The organism is Nostoc cf. commune SO-36 (assembly GCF_023734775.1).
Classification (GTDB): domain Bacteria; phylum Cyanobacteriota; class Cyanobacteriia; order Cyanobacteriales; family Nostocaceae; genus Nostoc; species Nostoc commune_A.
On the sequence record NZ_AP025732.1, the window covers coordinates 557,600 to 581,934 of the forward strand.

The window sequence follows — 24,335 nt, forward strand, 5'->3', positions numbered from 1 at the left end:
TAAACTTTTAATCTACACAGCATAGGCGGGCAAGATGTCAACCTTAGAGAAATTTTATTTTACAGGTATTTTCAGATAAAATACTCTTATCAAAGCTGATAATATTGCGCTGCTTGCGACAGATTAAATTGTAATAATCTCTCCTCTCCCAACTTGTATCGTAAACTGGGCTTGAAGGGCGAAATATCTAAACTGCGAATAATTTCTGCTGCCACAGCCTTTGCTAGTAGAGGCGGTACAGAGTTACCAACTTGCCTAAATCCGTGCCATTTGGTTACATGAAACCTAAACCAATCTGGGTAAGAATGTAATCTTGCCGCTTCCCTAACTGTGATACAGCGAGGTGTGGATGGATGAATCGGTCTAGGAGATGTGAAAGAACCCCTATACTTGTCTGTTCCGGCTCTTAAAGTATTACAGACACCAGCAGGATGCAGCTTATAAAAACGACTAATTTTTTCTCTCTCACCTTGTTGAGTATCCTGAAAACGTTTAATAGTTTCCGCCGAATGTTTTGTTCTTAAACTTGAAGAAAGTATTCGCAAATCATCTTCTCGTTTGTAAGAATAATCATCATCTAGACGTTTGATACCACGAAGTACAAGAGCATATTTACTAGGCTTTCCATATTCTGCTACAACCCAATCGCTTGTTAGTAACTCAGGATATTTTTCTATTTCAGGTAAATCTATAATTGCATCCGATACTGTAGGACTCAATGGAATATCCGAGATTTTTTTAGAAGTTAAGTTATTTATTAGCGCCTGTTTAGTAATCGGCTGAGGGTATTTTGGTAATTCTACATCTTCCCTTGCACCTATAAGAAATAATCTCTCACGGGACTGTGGTACTCCATAACTGGCAGCGTTGAGAATTTGGTAATTCTCTTCTACTTTATAGCCATTAATTCTAAATTCGCTAATCAAGCTTTGAAGGATTTGTTTATGTTTACCAACTGTGATCCCCCGAACATTTTCCATCACAAAAAATTTCGGTTTTAACTCAAAAACCAGCCGATGAAAGTGAAAAACCAAAGAGTTTCGTGGATCGTCAACAGCCCTCTTACCAATTAGGGAAAATCCTTGACATGGCGAGCCACAAATTACTACATCAATTTCGCGATCGCCAATTTCAGACCGATTCCTAATTTCTTCCCCCGTTGTATCCACAACACTTTTACATAACACTGAGCAATAAGGGAAGTTAAACTCATGTGTTGCACAGTGTATAGGGTCGATTTCTACAGACGCTAGCACATCAAAACCAGCTTGCTCAAAGCCAAGAGTCATACCGCCCGCGCCAGCAAATAAGTCAACTGCGATCGCTCTTTGTTTTTTCATCTCATAAGCCATGACACCTGTAAAGGGGTTAGGTATTGAATATTGCGTTAAATATTAAATATACAAAATTTCCCCAGCCCCCAGATTTTAATCCCCAGTGCCTGATCGCATTTGTAAAATTTCTTGAGCAGCGCGATCACACACTCCAACTTCTCCCAAACTTCGCCGCATTTCCTCATAATCTAGCAAAGTTTGCTCTCTACGATGGGGATTGACTAGCAGTTCCATCGCTGCTTGGATAATATTCTCTGGTGTGGCTTGTTCTTGTAAAAATTCTGGCACAATCAGCTTCATCACTACTAAATTAGGTGGCGATGCAAAGGTTATAGAACCTTTGAGGATTTTACGAGCTATCCAAGCAGTCAGGGAACTTAGGCGGTAAACTACAACTTGCGGCACTTTGAACAGAGCAAGTTCTAAATTGACAGTACCAGATTTACTAATGGCTAAATCAGCCGCAGCAAAAACTTCCATTTGTTGACCTGATATAACTGTCGCCCGTAAACCGTAACGCTCAATAGCCTCTTCAATTGGCTGTCTATAGACTTCCAGCGACAGGGGAATCCAGAAACGAACTTCAGGTAATTTAGCTTGAATAGTTTGAGCAGCTTGAAAAATAATTGGTAAAAGATATTTTAGTTCTTGGCGACGAGAGGCGGGGAGCAGTGCGATCGCAATTTCTTCTGGTGCAATGCCCAGTGTTGCACGGGCTGCTTGGCGACTAGGAGCGTCTTGCATTCGGTCAACTAAAGGATGCCCTACCCAAGTAACTTTTGCCCCTCTCTCGAGAAAGTAACGGGCTTCTTGTGGGAAAATTGCCAACAGCTTATCTGTAAAACCGACAATCCGGTTAGTTCTACGCAAACTTATTGACCAAGCCCACTCTTGGGGAGCGATGTAATATACCACAGGCACATCTGGTAACTGCCGTTTCATATAAGTCCCAATTTCCAGATTGGGAGTCATGTAATCGATCAGCACCACTAAATCTGGTGGATTTTCTTTTAGCGAAGCGATCGCTTGACGTTGCACTTGGAGAGTCGGTAAAACATAAGGTAGCCCTTCTAGAATACCCATCGAGCCAATACTACTGGTATTTCCCAGCAGAATGGCCCCAGCCTCGGCCATTTTTTCGCCACCTAGTGCCACAATCTCTAATTCCAACCCAATCGCCACAGCTTGACGCTTCAGCGCTGTAATTAGCAGCGATCCTTGTAAATCGCCAGATACTTCGCCAGTGCTGATAAATATCCGCATTTGATAATTGGAGTGAATAGTTAGTAGTTAGCCAATAAATAGTTAGGAGTGAGGAGTTAGGAGTGAAGATTTAAAAATTTAAGCCATCAACTCATAACTCCTAACTTATAATTCACGATTCATCACTAACGCCTTTTTTGCCTTTACCAGGAATCAAGCCACGTCTTCCAGGCATTTGGGAAAGTAGCAGAAAACGGCGTAAATGCTGCAACTGTTCGCTATCCCCTAACAATTCCAACTTTTCCAAAGCATCCTTAAAGGACAAATCAGAACGGTAGAGAATGCGGAAAGCTTTTTTCAGTATTTGCAAATCTGCTGAATCCATACCAGACCGTTTGAGTCCCACAATATTCAGAGTTCGCACCCGCGCGGGATTTCCCTCCACCAGCATATATGGGGCCACATCCCGGTCAATACGTGCCATGCCTCCCACCATTGCGTGTCTACCAATACGTACAAATTGATGGACACCTAAAACCCCACTCAGCCTAGCGCGTGACTCTATATGGACATGACCAGCTAACGCCACAGAGTTAGCAATCACTACCTGGTCTTCAATCACGCAGTTATGAGCCACATGGACATAAGCCATCAACAGATTGCCGTCACCAATTACCGTCGCTTCACCAGCACCGGTAGCGCGGTTAATCGTAACGTACTCACGAATTAAGTTGTTATCACCAATTTTGACCCAGGTTGGTTCTCCCACAAACTTGAGATCCTGGGGTTCCATGCCGATGGCTGCACCTGTAAAAATCTGATTTTGCGCCCCAATTTCACAAGGCCCCTCTAGCACTGCATGAGCGCCGATTATTGTTTCGGGGCCCACTTTGACATGCGCTCCAATCACAGCATAGGCACCGACTTGCACTGTATGGTGAAGTTCCGATTTCGGATGAATTACAGCAGTTGGATGAATTAGCGTTTTCAAGGGTGAATCTCCAGAACTGTCTTGATAAGCCAATGCCGGGCCGAGTTTCTGAGGCAGCGCGTTACTCTGGTTAAGAGAGTTATACTGACTACCGTCCATCGAGGCGGCTGGCATTGTTGAGCGTGAAGTATTTCAGTGAACGAAAGTGTCGGGCAAAGCAAGTTAAATGTGTTTGTGAGTGCGTCTCGTACAGAGGGTGTCGAAAATCAAGAAATTATTAAATGCTGTTGTGGATTTTTTTTACTGTTATCCTTTTTCGGGATTCAGTAGAGGCATTTCACGGCTATGCCCATACCACGAAAGCAAACTTTTAGTTAACTAGAGAAAACATTAATTCCCCTTCACAAGCAAGTTGACCGTCAACTTCGGCACGACTTTGCATCTTACCGAAACGACGTTGTTTTACCCATAACAGTTCCACCGTCATGACTAGTTGATCCCCCGGTACAACCTGGCGGCGAAAGCGAACTTTATCGATACCAGCAAAGACAAAGAGTCCGCCTTCTACCGATGACATTTGAGTTAGGACAATGCCCCCAACTTGTGCCATTGCTTCAACAATTAGCACTCCTGGCATCAGTGGGCGTTCAGGGAAATGTCCTTGAAAATGGGGTTCGTTGATAGTAACATTTTTAACGCCAACAGCTTTTTTACCTGGAACGTAGTCAATGATTTTGTCTACAAGTAAAAATGGGTAGCGGTGGGGTAACAATTTCTGAATTTCTTCAGATGTGAAAGTTGTTTTAATTTCAGAACTGATTGTAGTTTCATTTATAGCCTGTGGTTCGGTAGATGTAGGTGTAGTCGTATCGATTGTATTCACTTCAGTGAGGATTGACATTGGCCGTATAGTTGATTTTTCATCTGAAAGTTGAGTAGGCAAGCGTATATCAAAAGCCTTAATCATCGTGGATTATAGACTTGAGAAGCAATCCCGAATCTAAAATCCCCAATCTAAAATTTTTTGAGCCAGTTGAATGTGTAAATTATGACTGGCTTTATACGCTAAAAAATGAGCGATCGGAAAAGTTCCTAGTAAACTCAAATCTCCTACTAAATCCAAGATTTTATGACGGACTGGCTCATTTGCAAATCTCAATGGTGGATTTAGCCAGCCTTCTGGGCCACAAACGAGTGCATTATCTAAACTGCCACCTTTAATTAACCCTGTTTTTTGTAAGTGTTCAATTTGATGCAGTAACCCAAAAGTACGCGCCGGAGCAATTTCCGCAGCAAAGCTAGCAGAAGTTGTTCCTTGTTCTGCGGTTAGTGACCAACTATGCCATTGATTACCAATGGCGGGTAGGTCAAAATCAATACCGTAACTAAAGCGGGTTTCTGGTGCTGGGAGGGCAGATACAAAGGCATCTCCTTGATAGACCGATATTGGTTCTGTAACAACCAAGGGAACTTGGTTATTAACGGGTTGTGATACTAAGCCAACTTGGGCAATGTTAGCTGTCCACACACTTGCTGAACCATCTAAAAGTGGTAGTTCAGGGCCGTCAATTTCAATACGGGCATTATCCACACCCATACCCGAAAGGGCTGCCAACAAATGCTCTACCGTGCGAACCGATACCTCACCCTTACCCAACTGAGTTGAGAGAACAGTGTGACTAACTGCCGCAACTTGGGCTGGAATTATCGGTAAATCCGGTAAATCTACCCGCACAAAGTAGCGTCCACTTCCCGCCTCGGCTGGTAGTATCCGCACCTGAGTACTCACACCGCTATGCAATCCCACCCCTATTTGGGTGATTTCGGCTGCTAGAGTGTGTTGTTGCATAGCCGAAAAGTCAATATATTTCCTTTAGTATTGTTCATTGTCTGTTTTGGTAAAGTCCCTGATATTCCCCTAAAAATGTCATTAATCCCTTTATCGGAACAGTATTGAGGTAAATGTAAAAATTAGCAAGCTAATCCAGCAAAGTTAATTGTCCTTTGTCCTTTGTGATTCACTAATGACCAATGACCAATAACTAATGACAAATTAAAACCTTTCGCCAATACCGAAATTAATCCGACTATCACCGTCATCGTTGATACCGTAGTCAATGCGAATTGGCCCCAGTGGAGACTGGACGCGAACGCCAAGACCATAACCATAACCGCTACCATTTTTGTTCAACACTTCAGCCGCCCTAGTGCTAGTTCCCAGGTCACTGCCGAGATCAAAAAATAGTGCGCCGCTAACTACTGAAAAAACTGGAAACCGATACTCAACTGATGCTTGCACATAAGAGCGCCCACTAGCTAATGCTCCTTCTTCATAACCCCGGACGGAATTGCTACCGCCAATGGTAAAGGCTTCGTAGGGGGGCAAGTCGCCAAGGACGGTTCCTCCTTGGAGGTTAAATGCTAGGGTTTGTGGCCCTTTGCTAAGGCTAATCAGCTTGATGGGTAAATATTGACTGTAGCTACCCCGTAATCTGGTAAGAAAAATGTTGCCTAGTCCGATGGGAACTGACTGATCAACCCCAAAACGCAGATAAGAACCGCTAGTGGGTTGCAACGGGTTATTACGGAGATCGCGCTGTAGACCGACTTGCAATAGTAGTAAATCGTCTTGCCCTCCTGGAGATTCGGTCAGTGGAATTGTGATTGGTTGACCGTTGCTGGTAGGGTTTCCATTTTCGTCGATGGGAATTCCATCATCATTGAATAGCCCCCCTGTTGGTCTAAGATTGCCATCAGCATCACGGGCAGAAACTCGTTGATACTGTATACCTGCTGAAGCAGTCCAGACGGAACTTTTGTAAGGATTAGCTGATAGAGGACGGGTGAAGGTGACACCACCACCTAGCCGGAGAATGCGGGGGCGATCCTGAGAATCTTCAATCGTGACGTTGTTTTGATCAAACGTCCTAATATCTTGATCTTTACCATCAAAAATTAACGAAATCGAACTGCGGCGGAAAAGATTGGTTGTGTAGGAAGTCCGATAAGGATCTCCGGCAATCCAGGGGTCTGTAAACCGCACATCAAATAGCAGTTCCCTTTCTCCCACCTGCACTTCTGCTCCCAGTTTTTGGTTTCTACCGTTCAGGTTTTGCTGTTGATAGCTTACTGTTCCAAAAAGTCCGCTAGCAGAACTAATACCTGCCCCAGCCGCAATCGAACCACTACTGCGTTCAGCTACATTCACGACTACATCCACCTTGCTGGGGTCAGTACCAGGGTCAAGGGAGACATTCACATCTTCAAACAGTCCTAGTCCATACACTCGCTGTAAGTCTCTTTGCACTGTGTTGCGATTGAATACTTGTCCTGGCTTTAACTCCACTTCTCGCGTAATGATGTAATCTTGTGTCCGTCCCCGAATTGGTTGTCCCTTCTCGTCTGTCTCCTGACCATCTTTATTGCGGAACCGGACTCTAATGTTTTCTACTACCCCTTCTGCTACTTGCAAGCTAACAACTCCGTTTTCGGAGACTTGGGGCGCTCCAATCACGTTGGCTAGTACGTAACCTTGGTCTTGATACCGCTTGTTTAACTGCTTGATGCCTTCTTGCAAGTCACGCAAGTTTAGAATCTTACCATACTGCTCCTTAAATACTTCATCTACAGTATTAGCTGGGAGTACAGAAGCAACACCAGTGCCAGGGTTGGCTTGCACTTCTACCTTGCTTAAAACAGGGTTAGGCTGCACAACAAAGCTGACTCGCACTCCCAAGGGGGTATCTTCTGGCGATGCTTGGACGTTGGAGAAAAAGCCAGTACCAAAGATGGCGTTAATATCTTCTTGGAGTTGACTGCGGGTTGTGGTTTGTCCTGGTTGGGTACGAATTACTCTGTAAACTTGGGCTTCTAGTTCTGGTGTTAGTTGCCCAGCTTGTGATCTAATTACTACTTCCGACACCAATACCCGGGGATCATTGGCTTCAGGGGCTGCGCTGGGTTGAGTATCTCCCGGAGTTGTTGTCGGCGGGTTAACATTCTGCGGACTGGGAGTAGCGCCTGGGACTGGGGCAGGTGTTCTTTGTTGACTATCTGGGAATGGAACGTCTGGAGCGGCTGATGGTTCTGGAGTTGTGGGTAATAGAGGTTCCGTTGTCGATGGCTCGACATTTTGTGGGGCTGGAGTAGTCTCAGGAGTAGTCTCAGGAGTAAATTGTTGAATTTCTGGCGGTGGAATGTCTGGAGCGGGAGACGGCTGTTGAGTAGGGCTAGGATTGATTGGGGGCGTTTGTGCAGTTTTTGGCGTTGTGGAGGTTGGTACTACTACCTCTGGAGTCGTGGCGTAGCCCGCCGCAGGCATCGCTGCTGGATTGGCAGGGTAAATTGCAACAACACGGGATTGCAGACGCTCCGCTTCTATAACCTTTGTGGGTTTAGCTGGAGATTCTAGACTTTTACTAGAGTTAGCTTGATCAGTATCCTTTTCTGGCTGCTGATTTGTTTCTAATGTCAAAACTTCTGTTGTCTGTTTTGAACTGTTGGCGGTTTCTGCATTCGCACTCAATGAGCCGCCCAAAGGCGCTGCAATTGCTATTGCTGCCAGCAATACGGGAGATAAACGCATTTTACTTATGATTCCTCTTCACGACCACACACACACCATCACAAATTAGTCATTTGTCATTATTTATTGCCTATCAATTACAAAAGATAACTGACAAAGGACAATCCACACGAGTTTAATTGATTTTTACCCACTTAACTATTACTCTCTACTGCTTTTAGCACTCTTTGTAAAACCTCCTGGTAGGCATCCTCTACATTTCCTAAGTCTCGGCGAAAGCGGTCTTTGTCCATTACCCGACGGTTTGAGTCCTTTTCTGCGGTATCCCACAAACGGCAGGTGTCGGGGCTAATTTCGTCTGCCAAGAGCAACTGCTGTTGTGAGTCCAAACCAAACTCTAGCTTGAAGTCTACTAGGGTAATGCCGCACTGTAGCCAAAAGTTATTGAGAAATTCGTTGATTTGCAATGCAAGATGTGTAATTGCATCCACTTGTTCCGCAGTAGCTAGTTCCAGCAGGTACAGGCGATCGCGTGTCAACAAAGGATCTCCTAACTGATCGTTTTTGTAATAAAACTCAACTAAAGGCTGTTTTAGAATTGTACCCACTGGTAATCCTGTTTGCTGACACAAACTGCCAGCAGCAATATTTCTGATAACCACTTCTAAGGGTAAAATCTTTACCGCCCTCACCCGCATCTGATTCGGGGTAGGGCTGTCGATAAAGTGAGTTTTTATACCATGAGCTTCTAGCTGCTTAAAAAGCTGGCTGGAAATGATACAATTGATTTTTCCTTTCCCTTGGATGCTGCCACGCTTTTGGGCGTTAAACGCCGTGGCATCGTCCTTAAAATCGGCCAACAAGACTTCTGGATCGTCCGTTGTATAAAGAATTTTTGCTTTGCCTTCGTATAACTTGGTATTAACAGACATGGTGGCAGGTAAAGTTTTAGGCGATGGACAAAAGTTGTCCTTTGAGGCTTCACCATTTTATCTTTAGTTATTAACTATTAGCCATTGGTGATTATTTAAGAGAAAACAGGGGTAGGAGAGGAGAATAACCAATGCCTTCTGATTGTTCATTTCTCAGTAGTCAGCTGCCAAAAATGCAGAACTTAATCTCTAACTTTTAATAGAAGACAATTGGCGTAGAGATATAGTATGTTTTGCTAAGTAGTTTTACTGACACATTTGTTATTATTCTTGCAGAGAAGATTTAACTAAGACAGATGAGTATGTTTTAATAGTTTGTAAGTCAGGGTTTCGACTGAAGTTGATTACACTTTAAACTTCATAAATTGAGATCAGATAAATTGACAACCAGAAGGAAAATCGAATATTCTCTTTATTTACTTTGGCAAATTATTTTTGTAGCATTTGCGACTAAAGTATTTCCAGCTTTATCCTTTAGTCTCAAAATTTAAATCAACTAATTCCTGGATCACTCATTAGCAAAGGAGTTGAATGATTTGATTTACCCCAGTCGGACATCAAACAGAAGATGAATTGAATAAATGGAAAAAAAAATAGTGAATAAAGATGATTTTCTCTACCCTCGCGGTCGCTACTACGGTCAGGTAAAGCCAGAAAACCTGGTTTTTAATGCAAATCTACAAGAATTTGCCCAACGCGTTAGTTATATTTGCAACTTAGAAACAGGTGGAAAACTACCTCCAGATGCAGCTTATGAACAAATAAAGGATTTATGGAAGCAGTTGAAACGCTCAAAAAAAGAGCTAAGAATCGGCGAAGACCCGTTTCAGGATGACCAGGGAGAGGTTGAAGGTTGAAGGTTGAAAGGGACAAGGGGAAGAACCATACCCCATGACGAATGCTAAATGACTACTTAGTAAGCATTGTACAAACACCATCTTAGGATTCTGGGGGTAGCGTTTGTTGGTAATTACGCGCCGATTCTAGGTGGATATCAACAGCTTGGTCTTGGGGTTGGATACATTTGGCGGCTTCAAAACAGGCGATCGCTTGTGAGAAGTTGCGCGATAAATAAGCCGAGCGTCCAGTATGATAGTGAAATAAAAATTCTTGAGTGTTGGCATCTAGAGGGATGGTGCGATCGCCAATTAACTCGTAGATATTTACAGCCTAGTGTTTCCCTTTGACTCGAATTTTTTCTAACTGGCGCACCCAAATGCGATCGCTGCAAAGCTGATAAGCAAATTCACTTAGAATTATATCACACCCGTAATCCTTAGTTACCGCTTGTGACATACTCCTACACTGACTGAGTACAGTACAGTGTAGGCTTCTCACCAAATCCAGCTATTGCTTCGGATACTCGATGAGCTTTAAGAACGGAATGCCCTGCCGCTCTATTTTTTATATTCAACGCCGCATTATGATCACGGTCAAGACTGCATTTACAATTAGGGCAGTCGTGCCACCTTTCATGCAGTTTTTTAGGAACTTTCACACCACAGCTAGAACAATCTTGTGATGTGCCTGATGGATTCACTGCAATTACCAATAACCCAGCATTTTCGGCTTTGGTGCTTAGAATTGACAGGAAGTTTGACCACCCAGCGTCATGCACAGACTTAGCTAGCATCGAACGGGAAATACCTTTAACGTTTAAATCTTCGTGAACTACAACATCATATTTTTTCAGTAGATTGTTCGCTGTTTTAAAATGAAAGTCTTTGCGCTTGTCAGCTACTTTTTTATGTTGTTTAGCGACTTGTTTAATAGCTTTTTTGCGTCGATTGCTTCCAATATGCCGCCGTGAGATACGTTTTTGGATTACACGCAATCGCAATTGATCCTTGCGATAGTGTTGAGGAATTGAAACAACATCACCATCGGAAGTTGTCAAAAAATCTTTTAAACCGAGGTCAATACCTGTAATTGAGTCTGCATTGAAATCGGGCTTAATACTTGGGACTGTCGTATCTTCAAGGCTTAAAGTTAAATAATAACCATCAGCTTTTTTAGTAACAGATGCAGTTTTGATTTTAAATCCATCTGGTATTGGACGATGCAAAATAACCCTGACTATACCAAACATCGGCAAGGTAATTAGGTTGCCTTGCAGACACTCATCCTTCATCTGTGGATAAGTAAAAGTTCTGTATCGGTCGCGTGATTTAAACCGAGGTCGTCCACTTCGCTTACCATTGCTATCACCCTTTAAAAACCGATCAAACGTTCCCTTAACTCGCTTGACTATATCCTGTAGTACTTGCGAATAAATTTTACCGTACCAAGGATGAGTTTTTTTCAGTCGTGGCAGCGTTTTCTTTTGTGAATAATAGTCTGGGTTGTCCCGCAATTCCGGTATGTGACACACGAGCGAACACGCATTTATCGGTGAACGATTGCGTTCGTACCAGTCAAATCTATCAGCCAACAGAAAATTGTATTGGGCGCAAAGCATGGATAACCATCTATCTATTTCAATGGCTTGTTTTGTTGTTGGTCGTAGCTTGTATTGGTATGCCGTTCTCACTTGTTTGCCTTCTCCTCGTTCCATCATGTTAGCATGAATGAGGGAACAACGGGGGGACAAATGAAGAATAAAGAGTTAAAGATACGGATTAGTGAGCGTAGACTCAATAAAGTACGGTTGTATGCAGTTCATACTGACAAGACTATGACCCAGGTGATTGAAGAACTCATTGATTCATTACCAACTTCAGAGATAGGCAATTCGTCATCGACCAGCATTGCCCAGTGAACTGCGTTCACTATTTCTCGTTGGTCAATTCCTTATTGCCCAGAATTCATCCCACGCTCCCCTGAGTACAGGGTGAGACGTGGGGCTTCTTCTGCTCTAGCTAAACGCGAACTCAAATTTACGCCATCTCCAATTACGGTGTAATCTATGCGTTTGCGGGAACCAATATAGTCAAAAGTCAATAATAGTTCTTCTTCCCATGCTCCCCCTGCCTCCCCTGCCTCCCCTGCCCCCCCTGCCCCTCTACTCCCTACTCCCTGATTTTGCCAACTTTTCAGAAAATATTACCTTTTGATAGTAATCTACTAGCTGTCTGGTGGCAGATGGCCAACCCCAACTTTCTGCCTCCTGGCGAGCATTTTGACGCATGATGTCTCGTTGTTCTTTTTGTTCTAACAGGCGAACTGTCGCAGCTAAGGCTCCTTGAACATTTGCTGTAGGCTCAAAAAGATATCCATTTACCCCATCTGTGACAATATCAGGAATGCCCCCAGAACGGGCTGCTACTACCGGACAGCCAGCAGCCATCGCTTCTAGTAGTACTAAGCCTAGTGTTTCTGTACGGGAAGGGAAGATGAAGGCATCAGCACTAGCAAAGGCAGAACCTAATTCTTGCCCCATGAGATACCCAACAAAATAAGTATTTGTACCAGCAAAGTGTTTTTCTAGTGCTTGACGGTGTGGCCCATCCCCAACCAATGCTAACCGCGCTTCGGGAATTGCTTCTAAAATTGGTTTGATACGCTCAATTTCTTTTTCAGCTGAAAGCCGCCCAACGTAAAGTAGCAATGGACTTTCTGGATGATTTTTTGATAGACGCGATCGCATCTCTACACTAGCTAAATCGGGGTGAAATAGTTCCGTATCCACCCCGCGTTGCCATAAATCTACACGTTCGATACCATGTGCTGTTAGTTCCTCCACCATTGCTGTGGAAGTACATAGATTCAAAGCTGCTTGATTATGAGCGCCTTTGAGCAGCTCCCAAAGAAAACCTTCCAGCATCCCCAAGCCGTAATGCTGGAGATATTGGGGTAAATGCGTATGGTAAGACGCTACTAAGGGTATTTTGAGAATTTTGCTATAAAATATCCCAGACAAACCTAAAACTGCTGGATTCACAACATGAATAATATCTGGCTTGAACTCTTCCAAAGCGTAACCAATGGCTGGGCGGGGAAGTGCCATTTTCAATTCTGGATACAATGGCAAAGGAAAGCCAGTAACGCCGTAAACTTTAGCGCCTTTGTGTTCTGTGATGCCTCCATCAGGGGCAATCACCAACACTTGATTACCACTGCGCTGTAAATGGTCAACAGTATGGCGCAGACGCGTTACAATGCCGTCAACCTTGGGTAAAAAGGTTTCCGTAAATAGGGCAATTCTCATAAAAAACTATTCAGTACAGGCAGATAATCTCAGCTTAAGAGTGCATTTTGCTATTTAAAGACAGAGTAAACTGTCTCGTGTGCTGCAATCAATTATGCACAGTCAAAATAACTGTGCTAAACGGCAAATTTAGTAATAGCTGAATGATACGCCTGATAAAAAACAACTAATTGGTCGTCATATTGTGCTAAGACATGACGACCAGTTTTAAACCCACGATTTACTGGAGTTTACCCTAATTTCTGTGCCAGGAGACTTTGGGCAGAATTTGTTTGTGATCAACTCGCGTCTGATACTTGATGGCAAAGTTTAACAGAGAATCGAGTAAAGAATCAGAAAGCAAGTGAGGCTGTAAACCTAAATCGAGCAATTTAGTGTTTTTAGCGTTGAAGTAATGTTCTTCTTTCTCGACTCTGGGATTATCTAAATGATTGATTTCTACATTCAATCCCATAGCGTTACCAGCATTTTTCACCATCAATGCTAAGTCACCGACGCTGAATTGTTCGGTAAATTGGTTAAATACGCGGAATTCACCAGCTTCGGCAGGGTTAGCGATCGCTAATTCCACACATCGTACTGTATCCCGAATATCCAAAAATCCGCGAGTTTGTCCACCTTTACCGTAGACAGTTAACGGATGTCCAATCGCTGCTTGAATACAAAAGCGGTTTAGTGCAGTACCAAACACACCATCATAATCCAGCCGATTAATCAATAGTTCGTCCATCCCCGTTTCTTCGGTTAAGACACCATAAACTACACCCTGATTTAAATCAGTTGCCCGTAATCCCCAAATCCGGCAAGCAAAGTGGATGTTATGACTATCATGGACTTTGCTTAAATGGTACATCGAACCGGGCTGCTTGGGATAAGGTAGGGTATCCTTGCGGCCATTGTGTTCAATGGTGATATACCCTTCTTCGATGTCGATGTTGGGTGTACCGTATTCGCCCATCGTTCCCAGCTTCACTAAATGACAGTCGGGGAAATCTTCCCGCATGGCGTACAGTAAGTTCAACGTACCCACTACATTATTGACCTGGGTGAGAACTGCGTGTTCTCGGTCAATCATGGAAAATGGGGCCGAACGCTGTTCACCAAAATGCACCAGAGCATTTGGCTGAAATTGCTGTAATGTTTTATGGAGAAATTCGTAATTTGTAATATCGCCGATGAACAAATCAATAGATTTACCCGTCAAATCTTGCCAGCGCTGGAGACGTTGTTGAATTAGTGCGATCGGAGTGAGAGTTTCGACACCAAGTTCATTATCCCAATGCCGCCGCACTAAACTATCTAAAATTCCAACTTCATAACCTCGATTGGAAAGGTAAAGAGCAGTTGCCCAACCGCAATATCCATCACCACCAATAACCAGGACTTTCATCTTCACCAGTTTTTACTCGCTGATAGCTAAATCTATCAGGTTTCTGTACCCTCTTAATCATTATTCTGGGAGAGATGTGGATTTTGGGCATTGGGCATTGGGCATGGGGCATTGGGAATTGGTCAATAATCAATAGTTCTTCTTCCCCTGCTCCCTCATTCACCTCATCTCCCCATCCCCGATGCCCAATTAAAACTTGAAAATCCGATACTGCTGGGCAATGTAATAAAACAAACGATAGTAATTTTGAAAATCTTGGCTTTTGCTTCGTCCCTGCAAACAGTACTTCACTTGACTCTGAGTTAGTGTCAGTGTCATTGAACCTATTTGTTGATCAACTTCTACAACCAGCACCCCAGATACTCCTTGGGCTGTCTGAAAGTTGGATTTTATCTTTTTTACCGACTCTCGATCATTCGGTAACTGCTGACTTGCCCACCCGCGAATTTCCACTGAGTTATCCTGTGGTGAAAGAAACGCAATTCCATCATCATTTGCTGGCGCTGCTAAAGAAGTCCAGTTACTAGGATATGGAAATTCAAAGCCATAACGCGAGTTGCTATAAGTTTTCCAGGCGATCGCTCCAGCGTTAAAATCATTTGCAGTACAACCCCACAAAATTACTAACAGGGCAATAACCGTGCTAATGCTGGCAGCAAACCGATAAATTCTTCGCCCCAAACTACAGATTTTATTCGCAGTAGCCATTTACATTACACATTTTGCCAAAGTCACTGATTTTATAGAAGTGCCAGAAATTCAGATTAATACCTTGCACTGAAAGAGCGCTCGTTAAAAAATTCCATAATATTCAGGATATTTACCATTCTCTTTTGACTCCTCGGTAGAGAAGCTTATAAAGAGTGCTTTATCACACAATTTATGTACAGTGCATCTCAGACAGCCGAGCTAACTTTGGAGCTTTTTCACTTCCAAACCAACACATCTTTGCAATTTCCACCAAATCTTTCTGTAATTTCCATTGGTAAGCCAAACGACCAAAAACCACCAGATATTGATATCTCTGGCTTACCAGATTCAGATGTGGCATCTCGCATCCACGCACAAATTTGGGTGAATGGAGACGAATACCATATTACCGATTTGGGCAGTTCTAATGGTACATACATTAACGGTGTAAAACTTCAATCTAAAGTTTTTTGTCCACTGCATCCAGGAGACAGAGTTTCCCTTGGGCAGGGAGACAAAATAAGTTTTATGTTTAAGGTGCAGCAACACTCTGCATCTGCCGCAAAAAATCCTACACCAAATTCCGCGCCCACAAAAATTACAGCGCCTACCACCAGTAAAGAAGAGGAACAAGTAATCTTTGCTAGTAAGCTTATTGGCTTAGGGCTAATCCTCGCAGGCATTACTTTTTTAAGTACAAGTATTTATGTGAGCGTCTACTTACGCAGCACACCTGGAATTTTGCTGTGTATGGGAGGTGTAGTAGCTCTAAATTGGGGTGGGCGCGATAATCGAAAGCTAGGATGGGTTTTGATTGGCATCGGAATTGCTCTATTCATCGCCAGTGGTGTTGTAATCGGCTCAGTATCACTTTTTTCTCTGCTGGTGTCATTCGCTGGCATCTCTTGTGGATATCAGTTGTTTACAACCGGAAAGGTGTTCAACTTTAACCCGCTTACGCTCCAAATAGTTAAAAAGTAAGCCAAATCAGGCAATCATGAATTAGCGATCGCTAATTGCCATTCAGGTTTCAGGATTTGAATCCTAAACCCTGATTAATTCTCAGAGGTTTGTCATGAGGGATTTATCACTCAATAATCAGCATTTCAGCCTCAAATGTAAACAAATGTAACAAAACTAGCGTCAAAACGCTTTGCTGTCTTGACAAGCAAGAAAAGAACCGATACCTTGATATACATACCCGGGTAAGACCGTTAAAGAGTTATATGCAAACGCAAACTAAGCAAAAGGTCACTTTGTATTTATCGCCAGAGTTGCACAGAAAACTGAAGATTCGTTCAGCAGTAGATTCCGAACCAATGTCAGAACTTGCCGAACGTGCCCTTGGTTTTTACCTGTCTAATCAAGAATTGGTTGACGAGTTAGAAGACTCTTCTTTTGGGCGGACTCATAGAGTTTATTCATGCCCAACTTGTGATAGCTCATTAGTCTTACGTGATGGGGAACTGGTTACTTTGGGCAATCAACCAGGAGTAGTCGGTCAGCAACATCTTTCTATTGATGAAATGGATGAAGATGGAACCCATCCCAAGGGCGAGGAAGAGTTAGTTCCTTGCTAAATAGATTGGAGTTATGAATTATTCATGATTCGGTTGTCTTTACCAGAAGCAATGTCTCTACTGTCTCTATAAGGTCTCAAGTAGGTCGAAGTATGAAAGAAGAGCTCAATATCCTAATTCAAGCTCAATACCCTTTAATCTACCTTGTGACCTCCGAGGAAGAGCGGGCCGAGCTAGCAGTTTCTACCATCGCCCAGTTGTTAAAGCCCCAGCGCCGAGTATTTGTTTGGACAGTAACACACGGGATTGTGGAGTATGGTCAACCCCGGAATGTTACTCAACATAATACGGTGTCTCCAGAGGCGGCGATTGAGTGGATTATCCGGCAGAAAGAACCAAGTATATTTATTCTTAAAGATTTACACCCCTTTATTGATGCGCCTGCAACAAACAGATCGTTACGTGATGCGATCGCTAGCTTTAAAGGTACGCAAAAGAACATCATTTTGATGTCCCCAATGCAACAAGTACCTATAGAGTTAGAGAAAGAAGTTGTTGTTATAGATTTTACACTGCCAGATATGGCAGAGTTGAATAAAGTACTAACTCAGCACGTAGACCAAAATCGTGGTCGGCGGTTGACTACAGAAGCTAGAGAAAAGCTTCTGAGAGCAGCTTTAGGTCTAACTAAAGATGAAGCTGAGAAAGTCTACCGAAAGGCGCAGGTAACTACAGGGCGTTTGACGGAAGATGAAGTAGACATCGTTTTATCTGAGAAAAAGCAACTAATTCGGCGCAATGGCATCTTAGAATACATTGAAGAAGATGAAACCATTGATGCTGTAGGTGGCTTAGAAGAGTTAAAAAGATGGCTCAAGCAACGCTCTAACGCTTTCACAGAAAGAGCGAGAGAGTATGGTTTGCCTCAACCAAAGGGGATGTTGATTCTCGGTGTTCCTGGTTGCGGTAAGTCACTAATTGCCAAAACGACTTCCCGGTTGTGGGGTTTACCACTGCTGCGGTTGGATATGGGCCGAGTCTACGACGGCTCAATGGTGGGACGAAGTGAAGCAAATCTGCGAAACGCCCTGAAAACAGCAGAATCTATTTCCCCAGCGATTTTGTTTATCGATGAATTGGATAAATCCTTTGCTGGTAGTGGAGGTTCTTCTGATTCTGATGGGGGAACATCAAGCAGAATCTTCGGCTCCTTCCTGACATGGATGCAAGATAAGAAATCACCAGTGTTCGTGATGGCAACTGCCAACCGAGTAGAACGCTTACCTGGCGAGTTCTTGAGGAAAGGACGCTTTGATGAAATTTTCTTTGTCGATCTGCCAACACCGGAAGAACGGCAACACATTTTTAATATTCATCTGACCAAGCGCCGTGAAGACATCTCCCGATTCGATCTTGAGCAACTAGCTAAGATGTCTGATGGCTTTTCTGGGGCAGAAGTTGAGCAAGCGATCGTTGCGGCAATGTATGAAGCTTTTGCCCAAGATCGGGAGTTCACCCAACTAGATATTATTGCTGCACTGAAGGCAACATTGCCGCTGTCTCGAACGATGCAAGAACAAGTAACGGCTCTGAGAGATTGGGCCAGACAGCGCGCACGCCCCGCAGCATCCTCCGTAGCTGAATATCAGCGAATGGAGTTTTAAAAGCTTTCCTCTGCCATCCCAGGGGGAAAGGCTAGCTCCCAATGCTAGCAGTTTAAAAAAAAGCCGCATCCTGCTAACGCGGCTTCGCTCAAAACAAACCGTTGTCGTTTTTCTCAATCTTCTCATTGGAGGAAACCCAAATGTCTCACTTTAGCACCCTGCGTACCAAGATCACCGATGCCGAAATCCTCAAAGCTTCTTTGCGCGACCTCGGTATCAGCGTAAAGACTGAAGCTGATGTCCGTGGTTATAACGGTCAGCGCGTCCGTTCTGACATCGTTGCTATGTTAGATGGCGAATATGACCTCGGCTGGTCTCGCAACAGCGATGGTTCCTTTGACCTAATCGCTGACCTGTGGGGCGTTGCTAAGAAGCACAACCAAACCGAGTTGATCAACTCAATCAACCAAAAGTATGCCGTTAACAAAACTTTGGCTGAAGTAAAACAGCGCGGTCTGCAAAACGCCAATGTGAAGTTGGTATTGCAATAACAATTTCTCTGCGCGTTCCCAAAGCTGCACGGGTTAACCATATAAATAGCGGTTAGCCCGCTTTTTTATCGGGACTGAGATGTATTTCTCAGTCCCGATTTTTTCAAAGTTAGAACTGGACTATGCATTTAGATTAAAGTATTTCAAAATACAGAGGCATTTTCATTCCAGCGATCGCATTCTACTTTAAGCATCCCTGTTTCATTCTCTACACCCACTTATTCACAGTAATACCTTTTCTAGAAAAACTTCAGTTTTCAAGATGGATGAGGTTTAGCCCTCTTCTGCTGTGTATAAACTAATTGCCCTTACATCAAAATAACCCCAGCCTTTGGGGTTATTTTGATAAATTATTCTGACTAAAAATTAACTAAACAACAGCAGATACTTGTTGTTTAAAGAAAGCTTGCAAAACTCTCTCTGCTATTTGATGGCTAGTTAAACCTAGTTCTGTTTTAGATTCATTGGGTTCAGCATGATCTACTAACACATCTGGAACACCAAATCGCTTGACAGGAACGAGAATATCTGCATCCATTAACGCTTCCGCGATCGCACTACCAAAGCCACCCATGACACAGCCTTCTTCTAAGGTGACAACGCGACCGATTTTCTTCGCTAAAGGCAAAATCAACTCGGTATCCAAAGGCTTAACGAAACGGGCATTAATTACAGTTGCTTCAATGCCGTGTTCACTGAGAATTTCCGCAGCTTGCATTCCTGGATAGACCATTGTGCCATAGCCGACGATTAGAACGTCGTCGCCTGTACGCAGAATTTCGCCTTTGCCGATTTCCAAAGGTTCCCAACCTTCTTCCATCAAGGGAACACCATAGCCATTACCACGAGGGTAACGCATAGCGATCGGGCCAGCAGTATGATTAACGCCAGTTACTATCATACGTTGCAGTTCTGCTTCGTCTTTGGGCGCCATAATTGCCATGTTGGGAATGCAACGCAGATAGGCAATATCATACATACCTTGGTGGGTAGGGCCATCAGCTCCAACAATTCCTGCCCTATCCAAACAGAAAAATACTGGCAGGTTTTGGATGCAGACATCGTGGATTATCTGGTCGTAGGCGCGTTGCAAGAAGGTAGAATAAATAACAGCAACGGGGCGCATTCCTTCGGTTGCAAGTCCTGCGGCTAAGGTGATTGCGTGTTGTTCAGCAATGCCAACATCAACATATTGATTGGGTAGTTTTGCTTGAAGTTTATCTAAGCCTGTGCCTGTTGCCATCGCCGCAGTAATCCCAACAATTTTCGGGTTTTGTTCGGCAAGTTTCACTAAAGTGTGAGAAAAGACTTTGGCATAAGCTGGGGGTTTGGGTTTAGTAGAAGGAATGGCTTTGCCAGTTGCTACGCTGAAGGGGCTTTGGGCGTGGTAGCCAACTTGATCTAGTTCGGCAATTTCATAGCCTTTGCCTTTCACCGTTGCCACATGTACTAAGACTGGGCCTTGTATCTGATGTGCTTGTTGGAAGGTGGCAATCAATTCTTCGAGGTTATGCCCATCCACAGGCCCAATGTAGGTAAAGCCGAGTTCTTCAAAAACTGCGCCGACTTTAGGAACCGCCAAGCGCTTCATACTTTCTTTGATGCGTCCGAGTTCAGGAGAGAGGGATTCGCCAACGAAGGGAATTTGCTTAAACTGTTCTTCAAAATTATCTTTAATAAATTGCACTGGTTGGCTGAGGCGCATTTTGTTGAGATAGCGGGGAATTGCGCCGACGTTGCGAGATATAGACATATCGTTGTCGTTGAGAACAACCAATAGGTTGGTTTTGGGCATGTGTCCCGCGTGGTTGATAGCTTCTAAAGCCATACCCCCAGTCAGCGCCCCATCACCAATAACAGCAACGGCTTTAAATTTTTCCCCTTTCAAGTCTCGTGCTAAAGCCATTCCCAATGCTGCCGAAATACTTGTAGAAGCATGTCCAGCCCCAAAATGGTCAAATTTGTTTTCACCGCGTTTGAGATAACCGGCAACTCCGTCTTTTTGTCTAAGGGTGTGGAAGCGATCGTAGCGTCCTGTAAGCAGTTTGTGGGGATAAGCCTGATGTCCTACATCCCAAATCACTTTATCCCGATCTAAGTCTAGTGTTTGGTAGAGTCCTAGTGTTAATTCGACAACACCCAATCCTGGACCTAGGTGTCCACCATTAACTGCTACCGTTTGGAGATGCTTATCTCGAATCTGACGGGCAATCTGTTGCAGTTGGCGAACAGATAAACCGTGCAACTGATTAGGATGGGTGATTTCGCTCAGATGCATATTATAGGGTTTTCCTCTCTAACTTCGAGTTTCGGTATTTTGATTTTCCCACGGTCGGGTTGTCCACAGAATCAAACTCTTACATTGTTACTAAGTTGTAGTGGAAATTATAACTTCGTAATTGATAATGGTGGAAAATATGTTATTTATTGACAATTTGTCAAATCAGGTTCCAATCGGTTAAATATGTAGCACATTTGTCAATAAGTAATGCTACTTAACAATAAATTGTAGCCCGTATACAAAAGCAAGTTTTTCAGGAGAAACTTGCGGAAATTTCCTAAGCAGATTACTCAATTTCAGCCTCTAAAGTTTAGTAGAAGAAAAGTTAAATATTTTATTTCTAACTATATATCTAACATAATTGATGGTAAATATTTAGCAATAGTTTCTTCTCTTGTTCGTTAATAGCAGCTAATTTTGCTATTTTATGTAGTACCATAAAGATTTACTTAGTTATTGATGAAGGCAGGAGGCCGGAGGAAAACTGCCCGATGTTCGCGGACTCAGTAACAACAAGATTCCCGACTTCTATAACAAATCGGGAATCTAAGCTTTTGATTTTTACAAATCAAATAGGATTGCTGCTATATATCTATGCTCTATTGACCAAAAGCATCCTTGATGTTATCAACAGTACGTTCAACAGCATTTTTTGTTTTATCTACTGCTTTTTCAGTCCGAGCTGCATCTTCGTTTGCTCTTTTCTGAATTGTAGCTGCATCTTCCTTTGCTTTGCGCTCAATAAAACTACCGTTGTCTGTTGCTTGATCAACTTTACTGGCGTTGCTCTTTGCAGCTTGCTTAACTTTATCTTTCGTATCTTCGATGAAATTTTTGGCTCGTCCAGCATCTTTACTGGTTTTTTCTTGAATTTTATCGCCTGCGTCTGATGATGCGATCAAGGTTGCGCTAGGAGCAGCCATTGCTGAAGTGTTCGAGAAAAATGCACCTTGCCAAACGAAAGCCATCGCTAACATACAAAACAGCGTTGTAGCCATCCAGCGTTTTACTGTAGAAAGCTGTTTTGTAACATAATTCGATTTCATAGAATACAATCTCATGTGATTTGGTATACTATTTCTACTTCATTTTGCTTATGAGCCATATCGATCCCTAGATAGAATTTCTTGCATCATTAGAATGAAATTAATTCACTATTTTGATAGATTGAGTTTTTAACAAAAATTGTTTTCCCTGGTAATCAAGGAGCGAATTAAAGAATTCATAAATTCTCAGTATGGGCGATCGCACTTACAATTATCCCAAATTATTTATAGATTTGTAAGGGCGCAAGACCTTGATTCCAGTGTCGGAAATATCAATATACCGTAAAATCGTAAAGCATCATTCGCCACGAATAACCTGCATGACGCAATATGTAAAAAATCGCATTTACTACTTCAGGCTTTTTTCAAAGGAATAAAAAGTGAAAATATTTCGAGTAGCGAGTGAGAAATTTAGTTTATCTCGTCATCGCTCTAATCGGGTAATAATGGCAGTATGTGGACTTGTCAGATTGCGACAAATTTCGTTGTCATTTTTCACCTAATCTAATTGTTAAATGTAATAATATAGATTAGCTATCTGAATATGTAAAAGTAAGAAAAACGTTAAAAGTTCTTCAAGAGGTTAGTTATGACAAAAGAATATATGGAGTCTTTAGAGGCAATTGTTGATCAATTAACATTAGCCGCAGTTCTAGAAATGTTAGAACGAATCAGTCATAAAAAAGCAGAAAAGCTCAGAAATCATTGGAAAGATGAGACTTCTGCAAAGCTTTGGGATAAAGCTGCTAGACAGATAGAACAGATAAATATTGATGTCTAGTTAAAATTTTGAGTAAAAACATTGGAATGCGATGGCTATTCGCTCGCCAACTCTTGGAGACGCTCTGCGTAGCTTGCCTCCACGTTCGCATAGCGTCCCGTAGGGAAGTGGTACGGTATTATCTCCACTTTTAAAAAACAAGTGAGCCATCTGACCTAAAAGGCTGCCCCCTCGTTCCCTGTTCTCTTTGTTAAATGGCGATCGCCATCAGCATTTTGCAGGAGAAACAAAGAGATAGCTGCGATAATACAGCATTTACGGCTGTTATGAGGTACAGTAGCAGCCGTAAATGCCTTAAGCCGCTTGATCTCGAAATGCCCTGCTTTTTGCTTGATCTGCATAAGTCCTAGGTATTTTGCTCATTAACCGTGCCACTATAGAAAATAGAGCTGCAAATTGAGCAATAGGAAGACTAAAGAACATTGTGCAGATAACATTCTTAGGGACGAGTTCCGGTGTACCCACGCGATCGCGCAATGTTTCCAGCGTCGCCCTGAGACTACCCCAAAGGGCAGAACTGTGGTTATTCGACTGTGGCGAAGGCACCCAGCATCAAATTATGCGGAGTGAACTGAAAATCAGTCAACTCTCCAGAATTTTTATTACCCACATGCACGGCGACCATATCTTTGGCTTGATGGGGCTTCTTGCTACTTGCGGCTTGGCTGGCAATGTGCAGCGAATTGATATCTATGGGCCACCTGGATTAAATGATTACATTCAAACCGCCTCACGTTACTCCTACACGCACTTTTCTTACCCGATCAAAGTTCACGCCATCCGTCCAGGGGTAATTTATGAAGACGAGGACTTCACCGTTAGCTGCGGTAATTTGCATCACCGCATTACAGCTTTCGGCTATCGCGTAGCCGAAAAAGACCGAGCAGGACGCTTTGACATAGACAAAGCCAAAGAGTTGCAAATTCCTCCCGGTCGGGTTTACGGTCAACTCAAGCGCGGTGAAACTGTTACCCTTACTGACGGACGGGTGATTGATGGCACGCAATTATGCGGCCCTACAGAAATTGGTCGAAAGATTGCCTATTGTACAGACACAATTTATTGTGATGGTGCAGTGGAATTAGCAAAAGATGCAGATGTACTAATTCATGAAGCAACCTTTGCCCATCAAGATGCAGATATGGCTTTTCAACGGTTGCATTCCACAACCACAATGGCAGCACAAACAGCTTTAACGGCTGGGGCACATCGGCTGATTATGAGTCATTTTAGTCCCCGCTATGCTCCCGGCAATACCTTGGAGTTGAAGGATCTCCTCAAGGAAGCCCGGGCAATTTTTCCGCGTACTGATATGGCTTTTGACTTCATGATTTATGACGTACCTAGAAGACGGGAAGTAGAGTTAAGTAAGGTAGGCGTTTAAATTTTAAATTTCACGG

At 43.2% G+C, this 24,335-nt stretch carries 23 protein-coding genes and 1 pseudogene; 7 read left to right on the plus strand and 17 right to left on the minus strand.

The features are described from left to right. Positions 1–89: 89 nt before the first annotated feature. From ANSO36C_RS02545 to purC, 7 genes are all read right to left on the minus strand, one after another. A complete protein-coding gene (locus ANSO36C_RS02545) occupies positions 90–1,352 on the minus strand; it encodes a DNA cytosine methyltransferase (RefSeq protein WP_251958251.1) in 1,263 nt (420 codons plus the stop codon). A 75-nt stretch (positions 1,353–1,427) separates the two neighbouring features. Then, entirely contained in the window at positions 1,428–2,597 is a 1,170-nt protein-coding gene (lpxB, locus tag ANSO36C_RS02550; protein WP_251958252.1) for a lipid-A-disaccharide synthase, read from the minus strand. Positions 2,598–2,709: 112 nt separating this feature from the next. After that, positions 2,710–3,528, minus strand: coding sequence for an acyl-ACP--UDP-N-acetylglucosamine O-acyltransferase (gene lpxA, locus ANSO36C_RS02555; protein ID WP_251960233.1), 819 nt, complete (start codon positions 3,526–3,528; stop codon positions 2,710–2,712). 310 nt (positions 3,529–3,838) lie between these two features. Continuing rightward, positions 3,839–4,369: a 3-hydroxyacyl-ACP dehydratase FabZ gene (gene fabZ / locus ANSO36C_RS02560; protein WP_251958253.1), complete on the minus strand. Its 531-nt coding sequence runs from the start codon at positions 4,367–4,369 to the stop codon at positions 3,839–3,841. A 99-nt stretch (positions 4,370–4,468) separates the two neighbouring features. Continuing rightward, entirely contained in the window at positions 4,469–5,317 is an 849-nt protein-coding gene (gene lpxC / locus ANSO36C_RS02565) for a UDP-3-O-acyl-N-acetylglucosamine deacetylase (protein WP_251958254.1), read from the minus strand. A 204-nt stretch (positions 5,318–5,521) separates the two neighbouring features. Continuing rightward, a complete protein-coding gene (locus tag ANSO36C_RS02570; protein WP_251958255.1) occupies positions 5,522–8,053 on the minus strand; it encodes a BamA/TamA family outer membrane protein in 2,532 nt (843 codons plus the stop codon). 134 nt (positions 8,054–8,187) lie between these two features. Continuing rightward, positions 8,188–8,925 carry a phosphoribosylaminoimidazolesuccinocarboxamide synthase gene (gene purC / locus ANSO36C_RS02575; RefSeq protein ID WP_251958256.1) on the minus strand — a complete coding sequence of 246 codons (738 nt, stop codon included), beginning with the start codon at positions 8,923–8,925 and terminating at the stop codon, positions 8,188–8,190. A gap of 581 nt (positions 8,926–9,506) precedes the next feature. Between purC and ANSO36C_RS02580 the strand changes: the two genes are divergently transcribed. Then, positions 9,507–9,782 carry a DUF7219 family protein gene (locus ANSO36C_RS02580; protein WP_251958257.1) on the plus strand — a complete coding sequence of 92 codons (276 nt, stop codon included), beginning with the start codon at positions 9,507–9,509 and terminating at the stop codon, positions 9,780–9,782. 82 nt (positions 9,783–9,864) lie between these two features. On the opposite strand, the pseudogene ANSO36C_RS02585 reads toward ANSO36C_RS02580, so the two are convergent. The 7 genes and pseudogenes from ANSO36C_RS02585 to ANSO36C_RS02615 all read right to left on the minus strand — a co-directional run. Next, positions 9,865–10,224 (minus strand): annotated as a pseudogene (locus tag ANSO36C_RS02585) (adenylate/guanylate cyclase domain-containing protein); the annotation flags it as partial. A 1-nt stretch (position 10,225) separates the two neighbouring features. Next, positions 10,226–11,455 carry an RNA-guided endonuclease InsQ/TnpB family protein gene (locus ANSO36C_RS02590; protein WP_251958258.1) on the minus strand — a complete coding sequence of 410 codons (1,230 nt, stop codon included), beginning with the start codon at positions 11,453–11,455 and terminating at the stop codon, positions 10,226–10,228. Between the two features lie 260 nt (positions 11,456–11,715). Further along, positions 11,716–11,865, minus strand: a complete 150-nt coding sequence (locus ANSO36C_RS02595) for a hypothetical protein (protein WP_251958259.1) — start codon at positions 11,863–11,865, stop codon at positions 11,716–11,718. Between the two features lie 61 nt (positions 11,866–11,926). Continuing rightward, positions 11,927–13,072, minus strand: coding sequence for a glycosyltransferase family 4 protein (locus ANSO36C_RS02600; protein WP_251958260.1), 1,146 nt, complete (start codon positions 13,070–13,072; stop codon positions 11,927–11,929). A 235-nt stretch (positions 13,073–13,307) separates the two neighbouring features. Further along, complete coding sequence (locus ANSO36C_RS02605; RefSeq protein WP_251958261.1) at positions 13,308–14,462, minus strand: NAD-dependent epimerase/dehydratase family protein; 1,155 nt, start codon at positions 14,460–14,462, stop codon at positions 13,308–13,310. Then, complete coding sequence (locus tag ANSO36C_RS02610) at positions 14,437–14,625, minus strand: hypothetical protein (protein WP_251958262.1); 189 nt, start codon at positions 14,623–14,625, stop codon at positions 14,437–14,439. Before ANSO36C_RS02610 ends, ANSO36C_RS02605 begins: the two co-directional genes overlap by 26 nt. A gap of 26 nt (positions 14,626–14,651) precedes the next feature. Beyond that, a complete protein-coding gene (locus tag ANSO36C_RS02615) occupies positions 14,652–15,170 on the minus strand; it encodes a hypothetical protein (protein WP_251958263.1) in 519 nt (172 codons plus the stop codon). A 174-nt stretch (positions 15,171–15,344) separates the two neighbouring features. On the opposite strand from ANSO36C_RS02615, the gene ANSO36C_RS02620 reads away from it, so the two are divergent. The 4 genes from ANSO36C_RS02620 (at position 15,345) to ANSO36C_RS02635 (ending at position 18,827) form a co-directional block, all read left to right on the plus strand. Beyond that, the gene (locus ANSO36C_RS02620) at positions 15,345–16,133 is read left to right on the plus strand and encodes an FHA domain-containing protein (protein WP_251958264.1); all 789 of its coding nucleotides are present in this window, start codon (positions 15,345–15,347) and stop codon (positions 16,131–16,133) included. Positions 16,134–16,378: 245 nt separating this feature from the next. Further along, complete coding sequence (locus ANSO36C_RS02625; RefSeq protein ID WP_251958265.1) at positions 16,379–16,732, plus strand: hypothetical protein; 354 nt, start codon at positions 16,379–16,381, stop codon at positions 16,730–16,732. 92 nt (positions 16,733–16,824) lie between these two features. Beyond that, positions 16,825–18,336: a stress-responsive protein Ycf46 gene (gene ycf46, locus ANSO36C_RS02630; protein ID WP_251958266.1), complete on the plus strand. Its 1,512-nt coding sequence runs from the start codon at positions 16,825–16,827 to the stop codon at positions 18,334–18,336. A 140-nt stretch (positions 18,337–18,476) separates the two neighbouring features. Next, the gene (locus ANSO36C_RS02635; protein WP_012407317.1) at positions 18,477–18,827 is read left to right on the plus strand and encodes a DUF1257 domain-containing protein; all 351 of its coding nucleotides are present in this window, start codon (positions 18,477–18,479) and stop codon (positions 18,825–18,827) included. A gap of 370 nt (positions 18,828–19,197) precedes the next feature. On the opposite strand, the gene dxs is transcribed toward ANSO36C_RS02635, so the two are convergent. Beyond that, the gene (gene dxs, locus ANSO36C_RS02640) at positions 19,198–21,105 is read right to left on the minus strand and encodes a 1-deoxy-D-xylulose-5-phosphate synthase (RefSeq protein WP_251958267.1); all 1,908 of its coding nucleotides are present in this window, start codon (positions 21,103–21,105) and stop codon (positions 19,198–19,200) included. 602 nt (positions 21,106–21,707) lie between these two features. Then, on the minus strand, positions 21,708–22,154 hold the full coding sequence (locus tag ANSO36C_RS02645) for a hypothetical protein (RefSeq protein ID WP_251958268.1): 447 nt from the start codon (positions 22,152–22,154) through the stop codon (positions 21,708–21,710). A gap of 589 nt (positions 22,155–22,743) precedes the next feature. Here ANSO36C_RS02645 and ANSO36C_RS02650 point away from each other — a divergent pair. Next, a complete protein-coding gene (locus ANSO36C_RS02650; RefSeq protein WP_251958269.1) occupies positions 22,744–22,935 on the plus strand; it encodes a hypothetical protein in 192 nt (63 codons plus the stop codon). Positions 22,936–23,090: 155 nt separating this feature from the next. Here ANSO36C_RS02650 and ANSO36C_RS02655 read toward each other — a convergent pair whose 3' ends face one another. After that, positions 23,091–23,276, minus strand: coding sequence for a hypothetical protein (locus tag ANSO36C_RS02655; RefSeq protein ID WP_251958270.1), 186 nt, complete (start codon positions 23,274–23,276; stop codon positions 23,091–23,093). Positions 23,277–23,359: 83 nt separating this feature from the next. Here ANSO36C_RS02655 and ANSO36C_RS02660 point away from each other — a divergent pair, with 83 nt between their 5' ends. Continuing rightward, on the plus strand, positions 23,360–24,319 hold the full coding sequence (locus tag ANSO36C_RS02660) for a ribonuclease Z (protein ID WP_251958271.1): 960 nt from the start codon (positions 23,360–23,362) through the stop codon (positions 24,317–24,319). Positions 24,320–24,335 lie beyond the last annotated feature (16 nt).